This window comes from Chryseobacterium sp. SIMBA_028, assembly GCF_046535285.1.
Taxonomy (GTDB): Bacteria; Bacteroidota; Bacteroidia; order Flavobacteriales; family Weeksellaceae; genus Chryseobacterium.
In genome coordinates this window covers 59,809-77,112 of sequence record NZ_JAWRWZ010000016.1, presented here as the reverse complement: position 1 = coordinate 77,112, position 17,304 = coordinate 59,809, and the positions used below count along the sequence as shown (strand labels likewise).

Sequence of the window (17,304 nt, the reverse complement as noted above, 5' to 3'; positions counted from 1 at the left end):
TTTTCAATTTGGATTACATTATTCTCAGACCTTTAAAAGATTGAAATCATCCTCACTCAACACTTCTTTCCGGTAATATATATAATGGGCCATCATCCCACAAATTATAGAATAAACTACTGCAGTTCCATTGCCAAGAGTACTAAGATTTGAAGGGAGAAGGTAAATAAGTGAAGATAAAATAATACTTATACCAATAAGAGTCAAAGCTCCTTTCCACATTCCTTTGATAAAAAATAGATAATTTCGAAAAAGAAAGCATAAAAATTCATACTGATACGGGCTTTCATTTTAAATCCAGGCCTTTGTTTCAAGGCATTCTTAAATGTTTTAGAATCTGGAGCTCCATTGAGCTGGAAAAACTGGAGCCGATCATTCCATATTTCATCATATTCAGCTGTATTCCACTTTGGATCCAGCTCATTAAAATTTTCTTCCATCATTTGTTTTTGATACTAATGTGTTTATTATTTTAATTGGATCAAAAAAACTGTATTTCCATTCATATCATCGATGATTACATAGATATCAGCGTTTTTCATCCGGCTGCAAAATTATCATGGGAAGAAATCTGTCCAACAGAAAGGCTGTCACTATTCGCTAATAATAACAGCCCTCTTCTTTAAAATACCCCTCTGACTGCTTTTTAATGACGGAATTTATATCAGAACATCTATTAAAAAAAGGAATTTCATTCTATTTGATGCAATTAAAAAGATCAATAACTCTACTTTTCGACTCAAAGAAAAAAAACACAAAATAAAAACAACATGTTGAAATTCAATAAACTAATACGTAAAACCTGTTAATATTCGCGAATAGTGACAGCTAATATATTGCAGCCCCATTTATTTCAGTTTAATTTTGTCTCCCAATATGAAACAACTTTAATCCTAAAAGTTATTTTTAAGAAAACAATGAGGGAAAATTATAGCCAACAGAAAAAAGAAGATTTTGTTTTATTTATTCTCCCAAGTAGGAATTACCCCCATAATTTCACCAGAATTAAAAGAACTTTACTTACAGTTAAAAATGGAATTACAAGATTGCAAAGTACTTCTAATTCAGATTTCTATATTCTTGCAAAATGGGTTAGAAATTTTGCCATACACAAACTGGATTAAGTTTGAAAATAATTACTGTTGAAAAATAACGGTTCTGAAAACACAAATTTTACATAAAAACACAAATGATGATTTTATTTTTAGCAGCAGGCTTTTCAAAAAAACCTTTCAAAATAGTCCTGTACACCTTATATCTTTTTATCATTCTAAGAAGGTTCATTTTTTATTTCTCTCATTAAAACAGTCATTTCCAGGTTGAACATCCTTGTAAACAATCACCATAAACTATTCTTTTTCAGTATATTTTATCATTTAACAGGAATACTTTTTCATTCCCCATCAATCCATCGGTAAATAAAACACCTGATCAAAAAACAATTACATATGTATGAAATCAATTATATCTTACAGACCGTCTCCTTTACTTAGTGTCATATATGGCCTTGGGTTTGCGCTCAGTCTTTCTCTGCTCGCAGCCTTAGGATATATTACTTTATCATATCCCGTGAAAAAAGAATATATAGGCCCCTACCTTCTTTTTATCCTATGTCTTTTTTTTGGATATCTCTTTTTTAGGCATCTCAGAAAACCTGTATTCCATCTTTCAGGAAATGAGATGAGTATTGGTAGTGAAGTAATTCTTTTAAGCAGTATTGAAGATGTATTTCTTTTTCCAGCAGGAAAAAACTTTGAAAGCGGGCGCAACAATCTCGCTTTTCGAACCGGAACAGACCGTTGGTATACCATTTCATATGATTATTCCGGCAATACAGATTTTTTTTTAGAAAACTATTTATATTATAGAGCTCCTTTTCTATTACAGCAACTTGAACAGAGCAAGACTGTTTTTTTTTATTACCTGACCGGGAAAGATGAGAAGCAGCCTGCTACCATCCCTAATTTTACTGTAAAAGACCTGACAGCAAACATTATTTCCATGACCGCAAAAAATATTGAAATCAATCATCATTCTTATACGTATGAAGATTTAAAACCTCTGTATCGCAACAGAGAATATTTCGAAATAAAAACTATGGAAGGTGAGATTATTTTAAATTTCAGATACAGAGACCTTTTGAGTTTTGATGTTTTTATGGAGGTTTATAATGAAAAAGTTCTCAGATCATAAACAAGTTTACTATGTTATTTCTTCTTCCTGATTAATAATAAAACGACCCTTTTATAAACAGTTTTTAATATGGTGAAAATTATTATTATTCGCGAATAGTGACAGCCATTTTCTTGTTACGGATCTCTCCTCATTATAAATTTATCTACAGAATACAAATCTCTTAAATAAAAAACACCAATAATTATATTTCGTATGAAAGTAAAAATTTTTTCTTACCAAGATCTTATACTGGCCCTGAATGGCAATCCTGCAGTTTTAATAATTAACAGTTCCATTCTCTGTCCTGATTCAATTATACTACCACCGGGATTCAGCCTGATAGGATATGATAATGAGAGCAGCATTTTAAGTTTCAGTAATGGAGATGGAATCGGACTTACTGCCGATAATGAGGTATCCAACCTTATCATCCAGACCAATCCTAATAACAGAGCTATATTTACCTTAAGCAATATGCCTGATCTGGGAAATTTAACTTTAAACAATCTCGTTATAACCGGACAGGTACAGATCATTACCAGATCAGGTACAGACAAAGCCCGTTTTATTGCAAGAAACGTAGACATTCTAGCCTGTGATTCCAGAAGATATAGTGAAAGACCTCAAAAAATGGATGATACAGTTTATCAGGGAGCATTTACAGTTTATAATTATAATAGTAATCCTGAAAGTACAATCAATATCAGCCTGTTCAATATCAGTATGGGAAGAAAAGGAGCACCAGTAATTGGATCAGGATTATTTATCTGTGGCTATAGTGAACATGGCGGATGGGTAAAAGCTGATCATATCAGTACAGGCGATATTTATTCCAACGGTATGCTTCCTTATGGACAGGCCAATATCATAACAGGAGCTGTTTTTATTTTATACGGAGCAAAGGTGAAAAATCTTATCAATATGGGAAGCGTAACCACCTATGGTATCAATGATATGGTTCTGGATACCTGGGGAGAGGTGGATGAATGGATAGCAGAAAGTCCTGTGACCTCCTATGGAGCAAGTGGTGTCGGTTTTGTGAATTTTGGTATAGTCCACCAGTTCGAAGCAAAAGCAAAAATAGAAACTTTTGGAACCGGAGCAAGAGGATTTAATCAATATGAAGGAACTACTTTCAAGGCTTCATTTCACTCTATCATTACCCATGGGGATGGTGCAGTTGGTATGCAGTTCAGTAAAAATGTCGGGGATATTGAGGTAAAGCATGGTATAACGACCTATGGCTCTACAGGACAGACTTTGGTAAAGGGAGTCATCATGACATTACCTGCTGATGGAGTAAGTATTAAGACTGGCGGCGAAATTCAGCAGTTAAGAATAGAAGGAGGAATTACTACATACGGCACTCATGTAACCTCTTACAGCGTAGATGGCGGTACAGTTAAAGATCTTGAAATATCAGGTGATATTATCGCACATGGTGCATTATCCAATGCTGTTATGGTAGTTAATAACGGACAGACTCCATTAACTGGCTTTTCTGCGATATCCAATCTTGGAATAGCAGTACTGACTGATACTACTATAAAATTTAGTCATGAAACCGTAAAAGCAAAAGGAACGAAAGGCGATTTTGCTGAACTCCCTTTACTTAATAAAGATTGAGGTTAATTTTTGATTTAAAATTGTTTTGGTAACTTCGTATTTTGACTCTAAATTCTAATTAGAAAATTAAAATATAAGTTGATGAGTATGAATATTAAATGCGATCAGTGTAAGGAAATATTTACAGCCACCCCAGATCAAATTCGTTTCATCTCAGATTCACAGAAAAAAGGAATGAAATTTATCATGCTGGAATGTCCTTCCTGCTACGGCAGTTTCTCATTGAATCCTCAAACGATGGATGTTCCTTATGCTGTAAAAGAGACAGACGGAGACTGTTTAAGATGTCCATGTAATTCTTGTTATGGCTTCATCTCTCCTATATCCGACGAGAAAGCATTCTGGGGATGTGGTGAATGCGGAATGGTGTGGTTTATCCAGTCGGATTTATTTGATGCCATCACAGACAGTATACAAAGACACCCTTACCGCTCTAATGTTTACACCAAAAAAGGAGATCATTATATTTCTGTTCCTCTAAAAGATGAGCCGGATAATTATGAAGAGATCGTTGCCAGAGAATGAAAAAATTCTCATTCATCAGTCATAAAAGAAGAGTTTGAAAAATAATATTTTCAAAGTTTACAATAATATTTCTTTACAAATTATATAAACCTTTTAACTTTTTAGAGAATTTTTTATTTTTCGAAAATAACTATATTGTATAACATAGTAATTGTAATAAATTATATCTTTGTATAACAACATACGTAACTATGACTATTAAAAAGCTAATAACCGGAATTGCATTACTTTTGATTTTTGGCGGAACAATAAATGCACAAATCATCACGGCAAGTTATGAAAAGAAGATTGACAGTCTTATACACAGAGAATTTGGGAATAAAAATGAGCCGGGAGGCGTTTTTTTGATCGCACAGAAAGGTAAAAATATCTACCGAAAAGCTTTTGGAAAAGCTAATCTCGAATTGGATGTCACTATGACTCCGGACAATATTTTCCAAATTGGATCCATGACCAAGCAATTCACAGCCACAGCAACTCTGATACTTGAACAACAAGGGAAACTCAACGTAAATGACCCTGTTTCAAAATATATCAAAGATTACCCGAATGGAGATAAAATAACGATTCATCATCTTCTTACTCATACCTCAGGAATTAAAGATTTTACAAAAATGAAAACATTATCTTCCATTGCACAGAAAGAAATGAAGCCAGAAGCAATGATTAACTTTTTTAAAAATGAACCTGCTGACTTTTCTCCCGGCGAAAAATTTGATTATAACAATTCCGGATATGTGGTATTGGGCTATATTATTGAACTGGTCTCAGGAGAAACTTATGAGGACTTCATCAAAAAAAATATTTTTGAAAAGGCAGGAATGATAAATTCCTATTACGCAACCGACCGCAGGATTATTCCCAAAAGAGCATATGGATATCACCAGAAAGAATATGGATTTGTCAACAAAACGGTGATCAGCTTCAGTGTACCTTTTTCTTCAGGTTCCCTGATGTCTACCGTTGATGACATGCTGAAGTGGCAGCAGGCACTACATCAGAATATCCTTTTAAATTCTAAAGAAACCCAAAAAGCCTTTCAAAAATACAAACTGAACAATGGTGAAGAATTCTCCTATGGATACGGATGGCACCTGAAAGATATCAATGGAACTCCGGACCGGGAACATGGGGGAAGTATTTTTGGATTCAAAAGTATGGGCGTTTACATTCCCAGTGAAGATATTTATGTGATAGGACTCAGCAATTGTGACTGCCACTCTCCGACTGCCATTACCAGAAATATAGCCCAAATCACCTTAGAAGAGTTAAAAACCTCAGCAAAGAAGCCATAAAAATAGACAACATGCTAATTTTTCTATGTCAGTTTTTTTTTTTTTAGGGAGAACGTATTCCGGTACTTTAATAATAGCAGCTATGACAAAAATTAAACAAAGAATATTAATCAATACAGCTATTGAAAAAGCTTTATGATAATCCTGTATTAAAGGTTTTTCACCAACAAAATAATAAAAAATACTTCCAATGGCTACAATGCCAATGATGGCAGCAATCTGTTGAAATGTATTATAAACACCTGACGCATTTCCCATCAGTTTTTCGGACATGCCTGATAAAGCAATATTCGCAAGTGACGGAATGATGGAACCTACCCCTATCCCATGCAGGAACAACAATAGGCATAAAAGATAAAAGTCTGCTGGAGTTTTGAAAAATAAAATCTGAAGAAAAAGAATCATAATGATAAAAACCAATCCTACGATCAGTGCCTTTTTCCCATATTTTAAAATTAATTTTATTGAAAAAGCAGAAGCCAATATAAAGCCTAATCCCTGAGAAACAATTATTTCTCCAGCATTCAGAGGACTCATCTTTAATCCGTCCTGAAAAAACAAAGAAAGAATGTAAAAATAGGAATCGAGCATAATAAAAAAGAAAGAAACAGCTATAATTCCCAGATTAAAATTTTCATATTGAAATAGCTTAAAATCAATTAAGTATGGTCTTTTTTGATTCAGTTTATTTTTCTGGTTTTTTATGAAGTAAATTAAAATACAGGCAGAAACAGCAACCAGCAATATATTTTGAATGCCAAGCCCTTCTTTTTCGGAATCCGTCAAAGCATAAGTAGCCCCAAAAAGCCCTGCAGATAATACCAAAACGCCCCAAATATCAAAAGATTGACTAGCCGCAATTTTTGACTCATCCAATTGTTTTAAACTATAAAAAACAGCAAGAAGACAAATAGGAATATTAATTAGAAAAATAAGTCGCCAAGGCTCTTCAAATACTATTAATGAGGAAAAATATCCTCCTAAAAACTGTCCCAAAATAGTTCCTATCCCGATCGTAATTCCATACCACCCCATTGCTTTTGTCCGCTCTTCATGCTCCGGAAATAAAGTATGTATCATAGAAAGTACCTGTGGAGCCATCATGGCAGCGCTTACTCCCTGTATAAATCTTGAAATGATAAGCTGAGCAGCTCCTGATGAAATCCCACATGCTATGGAACTGACCATAAAAAATATCAGTCCGATAATGAAGATTCTTTTCCTGCCATATAAATCCCCCAGCCTCCCACCGGTAATTAAAAAGGAAGCAAAACCAATAAGATAAGCCGCTATTATAAACTGCATTTCCCCATTGGAAGCATGAATACTCTGTTGTATAGACGGAATGGATACGTTAATGATAAAGATATCCATTATAGTTAACAGTTGTCCAAAAAGTATAACAATTAATTTCAGATAGTTATGTTTCATTTTTATATAGATATATCTATTTTTTAATAGAAAAAAAATTAAGGTAATAAGCCCTTAATCATTTTTTTCACCTGATCGAAGGAGTCATTTCTTTTAGTAATTGTAGAGGTAACTACAGCACCTTCTATTAACAGGAAGATATTATCAGCCACTAAACCAATATCTTCTAATTGTTGCTTATCACTGTATTCTGTTATGATGCTACGGATCATTTCTTTTTGTTTATCCTTGTGTTTCTTCACAAAACCTGACACTACAGTATTCCCATCTCCTATTTCAGAAATTATCTTGATAAAATGACATCCTGCAAATCTTGAGGATTGCTGTAGTTTTTTTCGGTAATCAATCACCGCAATGATCTTTTCCTTTGGCTCCTGAATATTGGCAATACTATTTTCAAAGCCCTCAAACCATTCTTTTTCTTCTTTAATCAAATAGGCTTGAAGAAGGTCATTCTTGGATGAAAAATGATTGTACAAGGAACCTATTGCAATATCAGCTTCAGCTATGATCTGATTGATCCCCGTAGAATTGTATCCTTGCTTATAAAAGAGATCAGAGGCTACCCTGATGATTCTGTCGTGAACTTTTTCTTTTTTCATTCCAAAAAATTTTTACAAATCTACATAAAAAATAGATAAGTCTATCTATTTTTAAATTGAAGAAAAATTGTATTTTTAAATAGGATTAAAAAATGATCTCTAAACAGTAAAAAACCAACGATGTTCAACTTATTTAAGAAGAAAAAAAATAAAGCTAATATTCATTCTATTGCTGTTCCTGATCAGGGATGGAATAAATTATCTGAAGACGGAGATGCCATCAGATGGGTCAATCCACAGCAGTCAGCTCTTATTGTTTTACACTATTTTGATAAAGAGCCTGATCTTCCTACTGTAAAGGATCTTGATTACCTGAAAAAGTTTTACAGAAATATTGCAGCCACTGCCAATGGCGGTAGCATAGAAACAGATATTATTCATATTCATGATATTCCCACGGTAAAAACCATTATTAAAATTCCTCAACAGGAAACAGGAATGGTCTATATTGCATCCATAACAATTCCCTTTGAAAACTGCAGCTATGTTGTAAAAATTCAAGCCAATGAAATTGGGATTACGGGAATGAGAGATGCTGTTATTCTGAACAGATTAATGGAAACCGGAGAGGTAGAAATAGGTGAAGAAACCATGACCAACTGGTTTGAAGATCCTTATGATCCGGACTTTAAACAAGGAACTCCCATGAATAAGTCTGAACTGGAAAAATATGACCATGAATTTCCGGAACATCCTCTTTCCATAGCAAGATCTCTGATTAAGAAAATAGTTACCGAAATGATATTTCATCCAACCATACAGGAGCTTCCATCATTTAAAAAATAATTTCAAAATAAAACGGCTTGAATAGAATCTTCTTTATGAGTTTACAACGGTCATTATGCCTATTTTTGATTGTGATCTGTGTATCTTGTAACCAGTCACAGAAAACCATTCCTACGAAAATTATGAGCAAGACTAATCCTGTTGTTTATTTCGAAATTCCTGTTAATGATCTGGAACGCGCCGAAAAATTCTATTCTGCTGTTTTTAACTTTAGTTTTGATAATGAAATTATTGATCACTATGAAATGGCCTTATTCCCTTTTGAAGAAAAGAACAGTGGCATAACGGGTGCTTTGGCCAAGGGAGATGTGTATAAACCCTCAAAAAAAGGTGTTATCATTTACTTTAAAACAGTAAATATTGAGGTAACTCTAAACCAGGTACTTCAGCACGGAGGAAAGATACTCTATCCAAAGAAAATTGATGAGAAATATGGTTTTGCGGTTGCTGAATTTGAAGATTCTGAGGGCAATAGAATAGCTTTGCATGAAACTCTTTAACTCAATGACAGTGAGAATTAAAATTTTCAAAACCTATCATTTTCCTTATCCATTCTCTACATAATACTTTTTAGAAAAAGTCTCGGTATATTTTGTATCTTTAATTACCATTTTATAAAAAATATTTGGTTAATAGATATGGCAGAAGAACTTTATTTCATCAAAACCAATCCTAATATTGCCAAAATTAATTTGTACAATAAACTCTGCCGTGAAGAAGAAAATATCCTAACCTTTCTGCAACCTAACGGAAGAGCTAACCTCGACATCATAAAGGACAAGGTAAAAGACTCTGTGGAAGAGCTTACCAAGGAAGAACTGTTAAGTATTTTTTCCTGGTTCAGCAAAATGTATCATTCCGATGATGAGGAAATAAAAACCCAGTTGTTCATCCATGGCATAGATCTTTTCTATGAAATTCCCTCTACCAATCATGTGGAAAACTTTCTGCAGATTTTGTCCAATTATGAAAAACTCTTTCAGCAAGATCTTAATTATATTGTCAATGCCCAGAATTTTAATCAGTTTCTGGTCTACGGAATCTTTTTAACAGAAATAATCAACAAGGAACAGGGTAAAGAAAATATTCTTTATGACTATCTGAAATCTGATTATCAATCTTTATATGTGCTCGCCGAAAAACAATCAAAATTAGAAAGTTTTGAAAAAAATGATAGTGCGAATCTGCAGCATTATTTCAGTGATTTGTATGATTTAACTAAGTTTTATAAAGGCTCCATTATCCAGCTTTAATAAAAAAAAAGCATTTCTTTATCTTCATTTAAGATTTCAAAATCTAACACTCATTCATCATTGATATGAGTGATTTTTCATTTCTTATTTATTCCTTTTTACGGCAATACTGAAAAATTATTTTTTATAAGGTCATGTAATATCCTGTAATTTTTAATTGTCTTGTATAAAAAACGAAACATGAACCGAAGGATTATTCTTCTTATAAGTCTTATCTCCACCTCTTTTATTTATGCTCAAAGTATTGAAGGAACTGTTACCGATAATGCCAATAAACCTGTATCTGAAACTGAAGTCCTGATTACAAAAGACACTGCTAAATTTTCTGCAATTACAGATGAAAAAGGAGCGTTTAAAATTCCTTTAAAAGAAAATGGAAATTACTTACTAGAAGTCATAAAAGATGGGGTAAAAACCAATAGTGAAAATATTACAGTAAAAGGCAATGCCAGAAATGATGTTCAGATTAAGGAAGAACCAATTGTACAGAAAGTAGAAGGGGTGACCGTTACTGTGAAGAAAAAATTATTCGAGAGAAAGGTAGACCGCCTGGTCTTTAATGTGGAAAACTCTGTAGCTTCTCAGGGAATTGATGCCATAGAAGCTTTAGCCAAAACTCCCATGGTAAAAACCAGTGATGAAGCCATAAGCATTGCAGGAAAAAGCAATGTGGCTGTTATGATCAATGACAGGCTTCTGAACCTGAACGGGCAGGAACTTATTAATTATCTGAAGACACTCCGTTCTGATGATATCCTTAAGATTGAGGTCATCACTACTCCACCGGCAAAGTATGATGCAGAGGGAAAAAGCGGACTGATCAACATTATTTTGAAAAAGAATGCCAACCTTGGCTGGAATGGTTCTCTTCAGACTTCAGGAAATTATTTTTGGGGAAAACCAACAGTTTCCGCCAGAAGTGGGGCTACTTTTAATTATCAGGGAGAAAAACTTTCTTTAAGCACTAATCTTTCGGTTGGAGATAATTATTGGCAATACAATACTTACAGCAATATGGTGGGTACTACAAACAATAATTTCTGGAACAGAGATAGTGATAACCTTAATAATTATAAATACAAAAGTGGAAATATAAAGGCTGAATACAAGATCAATGATAAAAATGTGGCAGGTTTCAACTACAATTATTCACACAGCAATCCTTGGGAAAGGAGTGAAAACACCTCAACCAGATTTAATGATAAAGGCCTGGTGAACATTAACTCTAATTTCAGTAACAGAAATAGTAGGGATGTTCACAATGCAACGGCATTTTATGAAGCAAAGATAGACAGTATGGGTGGTAAATTGAATCTGACGGCCAATATGATGCTTAATAATGCCAATGGAAGAAACTTTTCTAATACCCTTAGTCCTGAAACAGTTTATACGATGGCTAACCCTATCAGTAAATACAGAATCTACTCGGGACAGGCTGATCTTGAAAAAACCTTTGGCAAAATCAAAACAGAGTCAGGGATAAAGTATACGAAGATTAAAAATGATTCGGACTTTAATTTCTTTGATATTAAGGATGGACAATATAATCTTAATACGGATAAGACCAATACGTTTCTGTATAATGAAGAAAACTATGCCGCTTACTTTTCTACCAATTTTAAAATTAATGACAAATGGGATGCAAAAGCCGGGCTTCGCTACGAGTACACTACACTGGAGGGAGTTTCCATGAATGATGATACTTCTGCAAACATTAAGTATGGTAAGTTTTTCCCTACCGCCTATTTAAGTTATAAACCGAACGAGAATCATTCATTTTCATTGAATTATTCACGTAGAATTTCACGTCCTTACTTTGGTAATCTGAATCCGTTCAAATACTTTATCTCAAATTATGAGTATACTACCGGAAATCCTTATCTATTACCATCGTTTTCTGATAATTTTGAACTTGGCTATGTCTTAAATAACAACTTCAATGTCACCTTATACTACAACTACAATAAGGACAACTGGGACAGGGTTCAAATGGTGGATGACAATTACAGATACACCGTTGCCAAGAACTTTTATAATGAAGATCAGGCAGGAATCAACATTAGTTACAACTACAACAAATTGAAATGGCTGGAATCCAACGTTTTTGTGAATGGCTTTTATGCAAAATCAAAATCCTACGATCCTGCCATTATATCTACACCGGCAGGCTACAGTGCCAACATTAATATTGATAACAACTTTTTCCTTAACAAAGAAAAAACAGTTACCCTGATGCTTGGCCTTTGGGGAAGCCTCCCTAACAGAAACGGAAATACCTATTATTATACCAATGCCTCATTGTATACGGGAATGAAGCTCAGTCTGATGGATAAAAAACTTCTTGTGAATCTTTATCTCAATGATATTCTGAATACCAACCGTGAAAAAGGAATAGAGTATTATCCAACCTACAATATAGATTATCAATACAAGGGAATTACAAGAAATATACATCTTTCTCTTACCTATAAATTCGGGAACAACAATGTAAAAGGAGCTACCAAACAGGTGAAGTTTGAAGAATCCAACAGAGCGAGTGGAGGCAACAATTAAAACAGATCAATTGAATTCAATATAAAAACAGGATAGAAACTATAACCCCGACCGGCACTTCCTTCATATAAGGTTCTGCCGGTTTTTTTATTAAAACTAATGGCTGTATCTTTAAATATAAGTTGGCCTGATCTTAAAAATATAATATATCATTCCTCCCGTACAATATGCCAATACATCAAAAATATCTCCTGTAAAATGTTCCGATAGCTTTGGACAAAAAATTTCAAAAAGAAAAGAGAGATATACAACTGAGGTCAAAACAAACCTGAGATCAGGTTTCCAACAAAACCCCAACAGGGAATTCATCATATATTCAATCAGATAACAATACATGGGAACTGTGATAAAATCTGTGAAATGATCATTAATAACAGGAATATAAATACTATTCTGTCTCAGCAGGATAATAGCCATCCACACAGCCAATCCTGATAAAAACCAATATGAAATTCTCTTTTTCATTACATGTGCAGGACTGCCATAATAAATCCGATGATGATCTGCAGGGCTTTTGCCATTATATCCTGTAGATCTGTTTCATTCTTCTTATCACTCTTTGACACTGCTTCGTAATCAAACTTTTGTTTTCCTTCCATTGTAATAACCATTTGATATTGCAAAAATACCAAATTAGAACAATTGTTCTAATTTTGAAAATATGATTTAATACAGCTCTTATATTCTTATATTTGAATCATGAACACAAAAGAAAAGATTCTGTCTAAAGCGCTGGAACTCTTTAATGAAAAGGGCTGCAACAATATCACCACCAGGCATATTGCGGCAGAACTTACCATAAGTGCAGGAAATCTACATTATCATTTCAAACATTCGGAGGATATTATCAAGATTCTTTTTGCCGAACTTACCCTGAAAATGGATGAGCTGCTGAATAAGATGAAAAAAATGGAGATGACAACACTGGAAGATCTCTATAAGTTTACCTATTCTACTTGTGAAATTTTCTATTCTTACCGATTCATTTTTATCAATTTTGTAGATATATTAAACAAAATCCCTGAGGTAAAATCTAATTATGAGCAAATTAATTTCAACAGAAAAGAGGAGTTTCAAGTGATTTTTTCGGGTTTTCAGAAGAGTACTATTTTCCAGGAAGATATTCCCAAATTTATTGTAGATGGTCTTACAGAACAGATCTTCATTATTGCAGACAATTGGCTTACCCACAACCGATTAATCTCAAAACTTAATAAAAAAGCTGCCATTCAGCATTATACGCTTCTACAGATGAACCTCTTTTATCCTTTACTTAATAAGAACCAACAAAAACTCTATGAACAGCAATATATCAACTAACTCTCAAATATCCATTAGAAATGGAAACAAAGATGATCTGCAGAAAATGCTTATCCTATTTCGGGAGACCATTGGCAATGTCTGCAAAAATGATTACACTCATGATCAGCTTGAGGCATGGAAATCCGGTGCAGAAAATAAGGAAAGATGGGAAAATGTGATCTGTAACCAATTTATTTTAATGGCTGTACATCATCATAAAATTGTTGGTTTCTGTACCCTTGAGAAAGGAGATTATATTGATTTACTTTTTGTACACAAAGATTATCAACATCAGGGAATTGCTTCTCAACTCTATCATCAGATTGAAAAAGAAGCTGTAAGACAAAATAAAAAATACCTGACAGCAGACGTCAGCAAAACTGCAAAATCTTTTTTTGAAAGAGCAGGTTTTGAGATCATAAAAGAACAGACGGTGAATGTAAAAGGGATTGATCTCATTAATTATAAAATGGAAAAGAAACTCACCTCATCAGCAGAATAATGGAATTAGAACCGGAATATCATCAGTATAGAATTTCAGTTCCTCAGGAATTTGAAAAAGTATTTACTCACTTTTATTTTGCTGAGAATACTTCCGACACACCGGTTACCAAGACCCTGCTTCCTACTTACCACACCATTTTGTTATTTTGTTTTGGGGAAAGTGCCTCCATGATGACACGAAAAAAAACAAAAATAGTTGTTGATAAGAGTCTGGTATTTGGACCTGTAAGGCAGGCTTTCGAGTATACTCTTCCGGCAAATAGTTCTATTCTTGTTGTTAATTTTAAAGATGACTCATTTTTCAGATTCTTCGGAAAATTTTCTGTTGAAAAATGGATAAAACATCCTGATGAATTAGTACCGGAAAACTGTTTTACTCATCTTTGGCATCAGTTGAAAGAAATAGATTCAACCACACAACAAGTTCATTATATCTTAGAGTTTTGCAAACCTTATCTTCAGCATCAGAATACAACAGGATTGCTTTTAAGCACTTATGAAAATGATCTCTTGAATCCTATTAAGGTCATTGCCGAGCAGACTCATCAAACGGAAAGAAATATTCAGCGTAAACAGAAAGAGCAGTTTGGATATTCTTTTAAAGAGTTTAATCGCTACAACCGATTTTTGAAAGCAATAAAAATGATTGAGGAAGAAATAGAGAAGAAAAATAAAATAAAGTGGTTTACAATTATTGACCAATGTGGCTATTATGACCAAAGCCAGCTTATTCATGATTTTAAACATTTTTTAAATATCTCTCCCACCCGCTACCTGAAATTTCAGCAGGACATATGCAATCCAAAATCCGAATAATCATTTCGTTTTCTTACAATTTTCGCCTATACAGTCTCTTTACTTTTGTCTTATTAATCTTAACAATCAAAGCAATGAGACACCTAATTATTTATGCCCATCCTAATGAAAACAGTTTAAACCACAGTCTTTTAGATATTGTGGTTGAAAATCTGAAACTCCAAAATCATGAGATCATTATCCGAGATCTATACAATATCGGTTTCGATCCTGTTCTTTCTTTAGATGATATAAAGAAACAGCACCTGGGAAAAGTAAATGATGATATACTACTTGAACAGGAATACATTTCCTGGGCAGAACAAATAACTTTTATTTATCCTATCTGGTGGACGGGGTTACCTGCTATTATGAAAGGGTATATAGACCGTGTATTCAGCTATGGTTTTGCGTATCGCTATGATCTGGGGATACAGAAAGGACTTTTGAAAGGAAAAAAAACAATTATTATCAATACCCACGGGAAATCTCATGAAGAATATGAACGGACTGGAATGGACAAGGCATTAACTTTAACTTCTGATAATGGTATTTTTATCTATTCCGGGCTGGAAATCATTAAGCATCTCTTTTTCGATAAAGCCGATAAAGCAAGTCACGAAGATCTTGAAAACTGGAAAGACCAAATCAAAAATGTGTATTCACAACCTAATATCATCATGAGTAATAACAGATAAAAACGTATACCATTTATTAAATGGTATACCAGCAAAGAAATTAATCTGATATCGTTTTTGCCACTCTATATGATATTTTACATATAAGAAGTTTATGGCATAGAATTAGCTTCAGGAATGACAAGTAAAATTGTTTTGAACCTCTATTTTAAACCATTAAGATTAGTAGACGGTTAAGTTTTTTTATAAAAACAGATCTTGTTATAACCTATACAATGCATCTTAATGGTTTAAATATTGGATTTACAGGGGAAACCTGTTATATTTACAACCCAATGAAACATTTAAACAGCATATTGCGTCTTCCTTTTTTCAGTGAGTATTACTCTCCGAGCTATCGTTCGGGAAGATTTTCTATATCTGTGATTCAATAATTACAATAATCTCAATTTATATAGAGCCCGGACAGATACTGTCCGGGCTTTTTTATTTCAAAAATATTTCAAAATGATCAATACATTACAAGAAAATGTGGCCATCATCCTTCCGGAAAACGGATTGGAAGAAAAATTAAATCAGGCCCAAAAAGAAAACAGAAAATTATCCATTAAACTAGGTTTTGATCCTACGGCTCCCGATTTGCATTTGGGGCATGCAGTGGTACTCAAAAAGCTAAAGCAATTTCAGAATCTGGGACATCAGATTATTATTGTTGTAGGAAGCTTTACGGCGAGAATTGGTGATCCTACCGGAAAGAATAAGGCAAGAAAACCTTTAGGTGCAGAAGATGTACAACACAATGCACAGACTTATATCAAACAGCTTTCCAAGATAATTGATGTTGAAAAAACAAAAATTGTCTTCAATTCTGACTGGCTGGATGCGCTGCCTTTTTCAGAGGTGATCCAGCTGATGTCAAAGGTTACGGTGGCCCAACTGATGCACAGAAATGACTTTAACAAAAGATTTACAGAGAATACACCTATTGCAATGCATGAACTGGTATACCCTATTCTTCAGGGATTTGATTCTGTAAAAATTGAATGTGACATTGAAATGGGTGGCACCGATCAGCTTTTCAACTGTACCATGGGAAGACAGCTACAGGAAGTTCATCAGATGCCTGCCCAGATTGTGATGTGTATGCCATTGCTGAAAGGATTGGATGGAAAAGAAAAAATGAGTAAATCCCTGAATAATATCATTGGGTTAACTGATGAGCCTAATGAAATGTTTGGAAAGACCATGTCTATTCCGGATGCTTTGATTGAAGAATTCATTGATCTGGCAACAGATTTATCCATTGAAGAAAAAGCAGGTTTAAAATCAAGGCTAGAAAGTGGTGAAAACCCTATGAACATCAAAAAACTGATTGCAAAAAATATTATCCGTCAATACCATGATGAAACAGCCGGAGAACATGCAGAGGTGTTTTTTAATAATCAATTTCAGAATAAAAATTTTGAAGAGAAAGCATTTGAGCCTGTTTCTATAGATACTCTACATCATGTTCAAAATAAAACAACCTTAGTTGAGCTTTGTCATCAATTAAAAAATGATCTCAGCAAATCTGCTGTACGAAGACTCATCATGAGTGGCGGAGTTCAAATGAACAGTATAAAAATGACAGAACCTGATCAGGAAATTGAGCTTTTAAAGGAAATGAAGATAAAAATTGGAAAAAGAAACTTTTTTAAGCTGGTATAACAGAGAAACGGAAAGCTGGAAGTTGTTCAATAATGATCACTTCCAAGCTTACTTTTCGGGTTACAATCCGGGACTTTTTATTTTCTGAGTCAGCTTAAATCAATATCTTCGC

Annotated in this window: 19 protein-coding genes; 13 read left to right on the top strand and 6 right to left on the bottom strand. The window is 33.8% G+C overall.

Going from position 1 to position 17,304, the window contains the following annotated elements; translation table 11 throughout:
• Positions 1-24: 24 nt before the first annotated feature.
• On the bottom strand, positions 25-222 hold the full coding sequence (locus SCA31_RS19485; protein ID WP_410698681.1) for a hypothetical protein: 198 nt from the start codon (positions 220-222) through the stop codon (positions 25-27).
• The gene (locus SCA31_RS19480) at positions 204-440 is read right to left on the bottom strand and encodes a hypothetical protein (protein WP_410698680.1); all 237 of its coding nucleotides are present in this window, start codon (positions 438-440) and stop codon (positions 204-206) included. The genes SCA31_RS19485 and SCA31_RS19480 overlap by 19 nt, the downstream gene beginning before the upstream one ends.
• A 1,012-nt stretch (positions 441-1,452) precedes the next feature.
• Here SCA31_RS19480 and SCA31_RS19475 point away from each other — a divergent pair.
• From SCA31_RS19475 to SCA31_RS19460, 4 genes are all read left to right on the top strand, one after another.
• Positions 1,453-2,193 (top strand): hypothetical protein, encoded by a 741-nt coding sequence (locus SCA31_RS19475; protein WP_410698679.1) that lies wholly within the window; start codon positions 1,453-1,455, stop codon positions 2,191-2,193.
• 195 nt (positions 2,194-2,388) lie between these two features.
• Positions 2,389-3,801, top strand: a complete 1,413-nt coding sequence (locus tag SCA31_RS19470) for a hypothetical protein (protein WP_410698678.1) — start codon at positions 2,389-2,391, stop codon at positions 3,799-3,801.
• 87 nt (positions 3,802-3,888) lie between these two features.
• Entirely contained in the window at positions 3,889-4,326 is a 438-nt protein-coding gene (locus SCA31_RS19465) for a hypothetical protein (protein WP_410698677.1), read from the top strand.
• 191 nt (positions 4,327-4,517) lie between these two features.
• On the top strand, positions 4,518-5,621 hold the full coding sequence (locus SCA31_RS19460) for a serine hydrolase domain-containing protein (protein WP_410698676.1): 1,104 nt from the start codon (positions 4,518-4,520) through the stop codon (positions 5,619-5,621).
• Here SCA31_RS19460 and SCA31_RS19455 read toward each other — a convergent pair.
• Together SCA31_RS19455 and SCA31_RS19450 are read right to left on the bottom strand one after the other, a co-directional pair.
• Positions 5,604-7,052 carry an MFS transporter gene (locus SCA31_RS19455; protein ID WP_410698675.1) on the bottom strand — a complete coding sequence of 483 codons (1,449 nt, stop codon included), beginning with the start codon at positions 7,050-7,052 and terminating at the stop codon, positions 5,604-5,606. The two genes, SCA31_RS19460 and SCA31_RS19455, sit on opposite strands and share 18 nt — an antisense overlap.
• Before the next feature lie 38 nt (positions 7,053-7,090).
• A complete protein-coding gene (locus SCA31_RS19450) occupies positions 7,091-7,654 on the bottom strand; it encodes a TetR/AcrR family transcriptional regulator (protein WP_410698674.1) in 564 nt (187 codons plus the stop codon).
• A 120-nt stretch (positions 7,655-7,774) separates the two neighbouring features.
• Between SCA31_RS19450 and SCA31_RS19445 the strand changes: the two genes are divergently transcribed.
• From SCA31_RS19445 to SCA31_RS19430, 4 genes are all read left to right on the top strand, one after another.
• Positions 7,775-8,440, top strand: a complete 666-nt coding sequence (locus SCA31_RS19445) for a hypothetical protein (RefSeq protein ID WP_410698673.1) — start codon at positions 7,775-7,777, stop codon at positions 8,438-8,440.
• Positions 8,441-8,562: 122 nt separating this feature from the next.
• Positions 8,563-8,940, top strand: coding sequence for a VOC family protein (locus SCA31_RS19440; protein ID WP_410698672.1), 378 nt, complete (start codon positions 8,563-8,565; stop codon positions 8,938-8,940).
• A 138-nt stretch (positions 8,941-9,078) separates the two neighbouring features.
• On the top strand, positions 9,079-9,693 hold the full coding sequence (locus SCA31_RS19435) for a hypothetical protein (protein WP_410698671.1): 615 nt from the start codon (positions 9,079-9,081) through the stop codon (positions 9,691-9,693).
• A 180-nt stretch (positions 9,694-9,873) separates the two neighbouring features.
• A complete protein-coding gene (locus tag SCA31_RS19430; RefSeq protein ID WP_410698670.1) occupies positions 9,874-12,246 on the top strand; it encodes a TonB-dependent receptor domain-containing protein in 2,373 nt (790 codons plus the stop codon).
• Positions 12,247-12,357: 111 nt separating this feature from the next.
• On the opposite strand, the gene SCA31_RS19425 is transcribed toward SCA31_RS19430, so the two are convergent.
• Positions 12,358-12,711 carry a hypothetical protein gene (locus tag SCA31_RS19425; RefSeq protein ID WP_410698669.1) on the bottom strand — a complete coding sequence of 118 codons (354 nt, stop codon included), beginning with the start codon at positions 12,709-12,711 and terminating at the stop codon, positions 12,358-12,360.
• On the bottom strand, positions 12,711-12,845 hold the full coding sequence (locus SCA31_RS19420; protein WP_410698668.1) for a hypothetical protein: 135 nt from the start codon (positions 12,843-12,845) through the stop codon (positions 12,711-12,713). The genes SCA31_RS19425 and SCA31_RS19420 overlap by 1 nt, the downstream gene beginning before the upstream one ends.
• Positions 12,846-12,945: 100 nt before the next feature.
• Between SCA31_RS19420 and SCA31_RS19415 the strand changes: the two genes are divergently transcribed.
• The 5 genes from SCA31_RS19415 to tyrS all read left to right on the top strand — a co-directional run bounded on the left by SCA31_RS19415 (position 12,946) and on the right by tyrS (position 17,192).
• Positions 12,946-13,566: a TetR/AcrR family transcriptional regulator gene (locus tag SCA31_RS19415; RefSeq protein ID WP_410698667.1), complete on the top strand. Its 621-nt coding sequence runs from the start codon at positions 12,946-12,948 to the stop codon at positions 13,564-13,566.
• Positions 13,544-14,050, top strand: a complete 507-nt coding sequence (locus tag SCA31_RS19410; RefSeq protein WP_410698666.1) for a GNAT family N-acetyltransferase — start codon at positions 13,544-13,546, stop codon at positions 14,048-14,050. The genes SCA31_RS19415 and SCA31_RS19410 overlap by 23 nt, the downstream gene beginning before the upstream one ends.
• On the top strand, positions 14,050-14,868 hold the full coding sequence (locus SCA31_RS19405) for a helix-turn-helix domain-containing protein (RefSeq protein ID WP_410698665.1): 819 nt from the start codon (positions 14,050-14,052) through the stop codon (positions 14,866-14,868). Before SCA31_RS19410 ends, SCA31_RS19405 begins: the two co-directional genes overlap by 1 nt.
• A 74-nt stretch (positions 14,869-14,942) precedes the next feature.
• Complete coding sequence (locus SCA31_RS19400) at positions 14,943-15,545, top strand: NAD(P)H-dependent oxidoreductase (protein ID WP_410698664.1); 603 nt, start codon at positions 14,943-14,945, stop codon at positions 15,543-15,545.
• Between the two features lie 447 nt (positions 15,546-15,992).
• Positions 15,993-17,192: a tyrosine--tRNA ligase gene (gene tyrS, locus SCA31_RS19395; protein ID WP_410698663.1), complete on the top strand. Its 1,200-nt coding sequence runs from the start codon at positions 15,993-15,995 to the stop codon at positions 17,190-17,192.
• Positions 17,193-17,304: the final 112 nt, after the last annotated feature.

Coding starts and splice junctions, on each gene's coding strand:
- SCA31_RS19475 (WP_410698679.1), top strand. CDS start 1,453: ATGAAATCAATTATATCTTACAGACCGTCTCCTTTACTTAGTGTCATA.
- SCA31_RS19480 (WP_410698680.1), bottom strand. CDS start 440: ATGGAAGAAAATTTTAATGAGCTGGATCCAAAGTGGAATACAGCTGAA.
- SCA31_RS19430 (WP_410698670.1), top strand. CDS start 9,874: ATGAACCGAAGGATTATTCTTCTTATAAGTCTTATCTCCACCTCTTTT.
- SCA31_RS19470 (WP_410698678.1), top strand. CDS start 2,389: ATGAAAGTAAAAATTTTTTCTTACCAAGATCTTATACTGGCCCTGAAT.
- SCA31_RS19435 (WP_410698671.1), top strand. CDS start 9,079: ATGGCAGAAGAACTTTATTTCATCAAAACCAATCCTAATATTGCCAAA.
- SCA31_RS19405 (WP_410698665.1), top strand. CDS start 14,050: ATGGAATTAGAACCGGAATATCATCAGTATAGAATTTCAGTTCCTCAG.
- SCA31_RS19450 (WP_410698674.1), bottom strand. CDS start 7,654: ATGAAAAAAGAAAAAGTTCACGACAGAATCATCAGGGTAGCCTCTGAT.
- SCA31_RS19460 (WP_410698676.1), top strand. CDS start 4,518: ATGACTATTAAAAAGCTAATAACCGGAATTGCATTACTTTTGATTTTT.
- SCA31_RS19410 (WP_410698666.1), top strand. CDS start 13,544: ATGAACAGCAATATATCAACTAACTCTCAAATATCCATTAGAAATGGA.
- SCA31_RS19465 (WP_410698677.1), top strand. CDS start 3,889: ATGAATATTAAATGCGATCAGTGTAAGGAAATATTTACAGCCACCCCA.
- SCA31_RS19420 (WP_410698668.1), bottom strand. CDS start 12,845: ATGGAAGGAAAACAAAAGTTTGATTACGAAGCAGTGTCAAAGAGTGAT.
- SCA31_RS19415 (WP_410698667.1), top strand. CDS start 12,946: ATGAACACAAAAGAAAAGATTCTGTCTAAAGCGCTGGAACTCTTTAAT.
- SCA31_RS19440 (WP_410698672.1), top strand. CDS start 8,563: ATGAGCAAGACTAATCCTGTTGTTTATTTCGAAATTCCTGTTAATGAT.
- SCA31_RS19455 (WP_410698675.1), bottom strand. CDS start 7,052: ATGAAACATAACTATCTGAAATTAATTGTTATACTTTTTGGACAACTG.
- SCA31_RS19400 (WP_410698664.1), top strand. CDS start 14,943: ATGAGACACCTAATTATTTATGCCCATCCTAATGAAAACAGTTTAAAC.
- SCA31_RS19425 (WP_410698669.1), bottom strand. CDS start 12,711: ATGAAAAAGAGAATTTCATATTGGTTTTTATCAGGATTGGCTGTGTGG.
- SCA31_RS19485 (WP_410698681.1), bottom strand. CDS start 222: ATGTGGAAAGGAGCTTTGACTCTTATTGGTATAAGTATTATTTTATCT.
- tyrS (WP_410698663.1), top strand. CDS start 15,993: ATGATCAATACATTACAAGAAAATGTGGCCATCATCCTTCCGGAAAAC.
- SCA31_RS19445 (WP_410698673.1), top strand. CDS start 7,775: ATGTTCAACTTATTTAAGAAGAAAAAAAATAAAGCTAATATTCATTCT.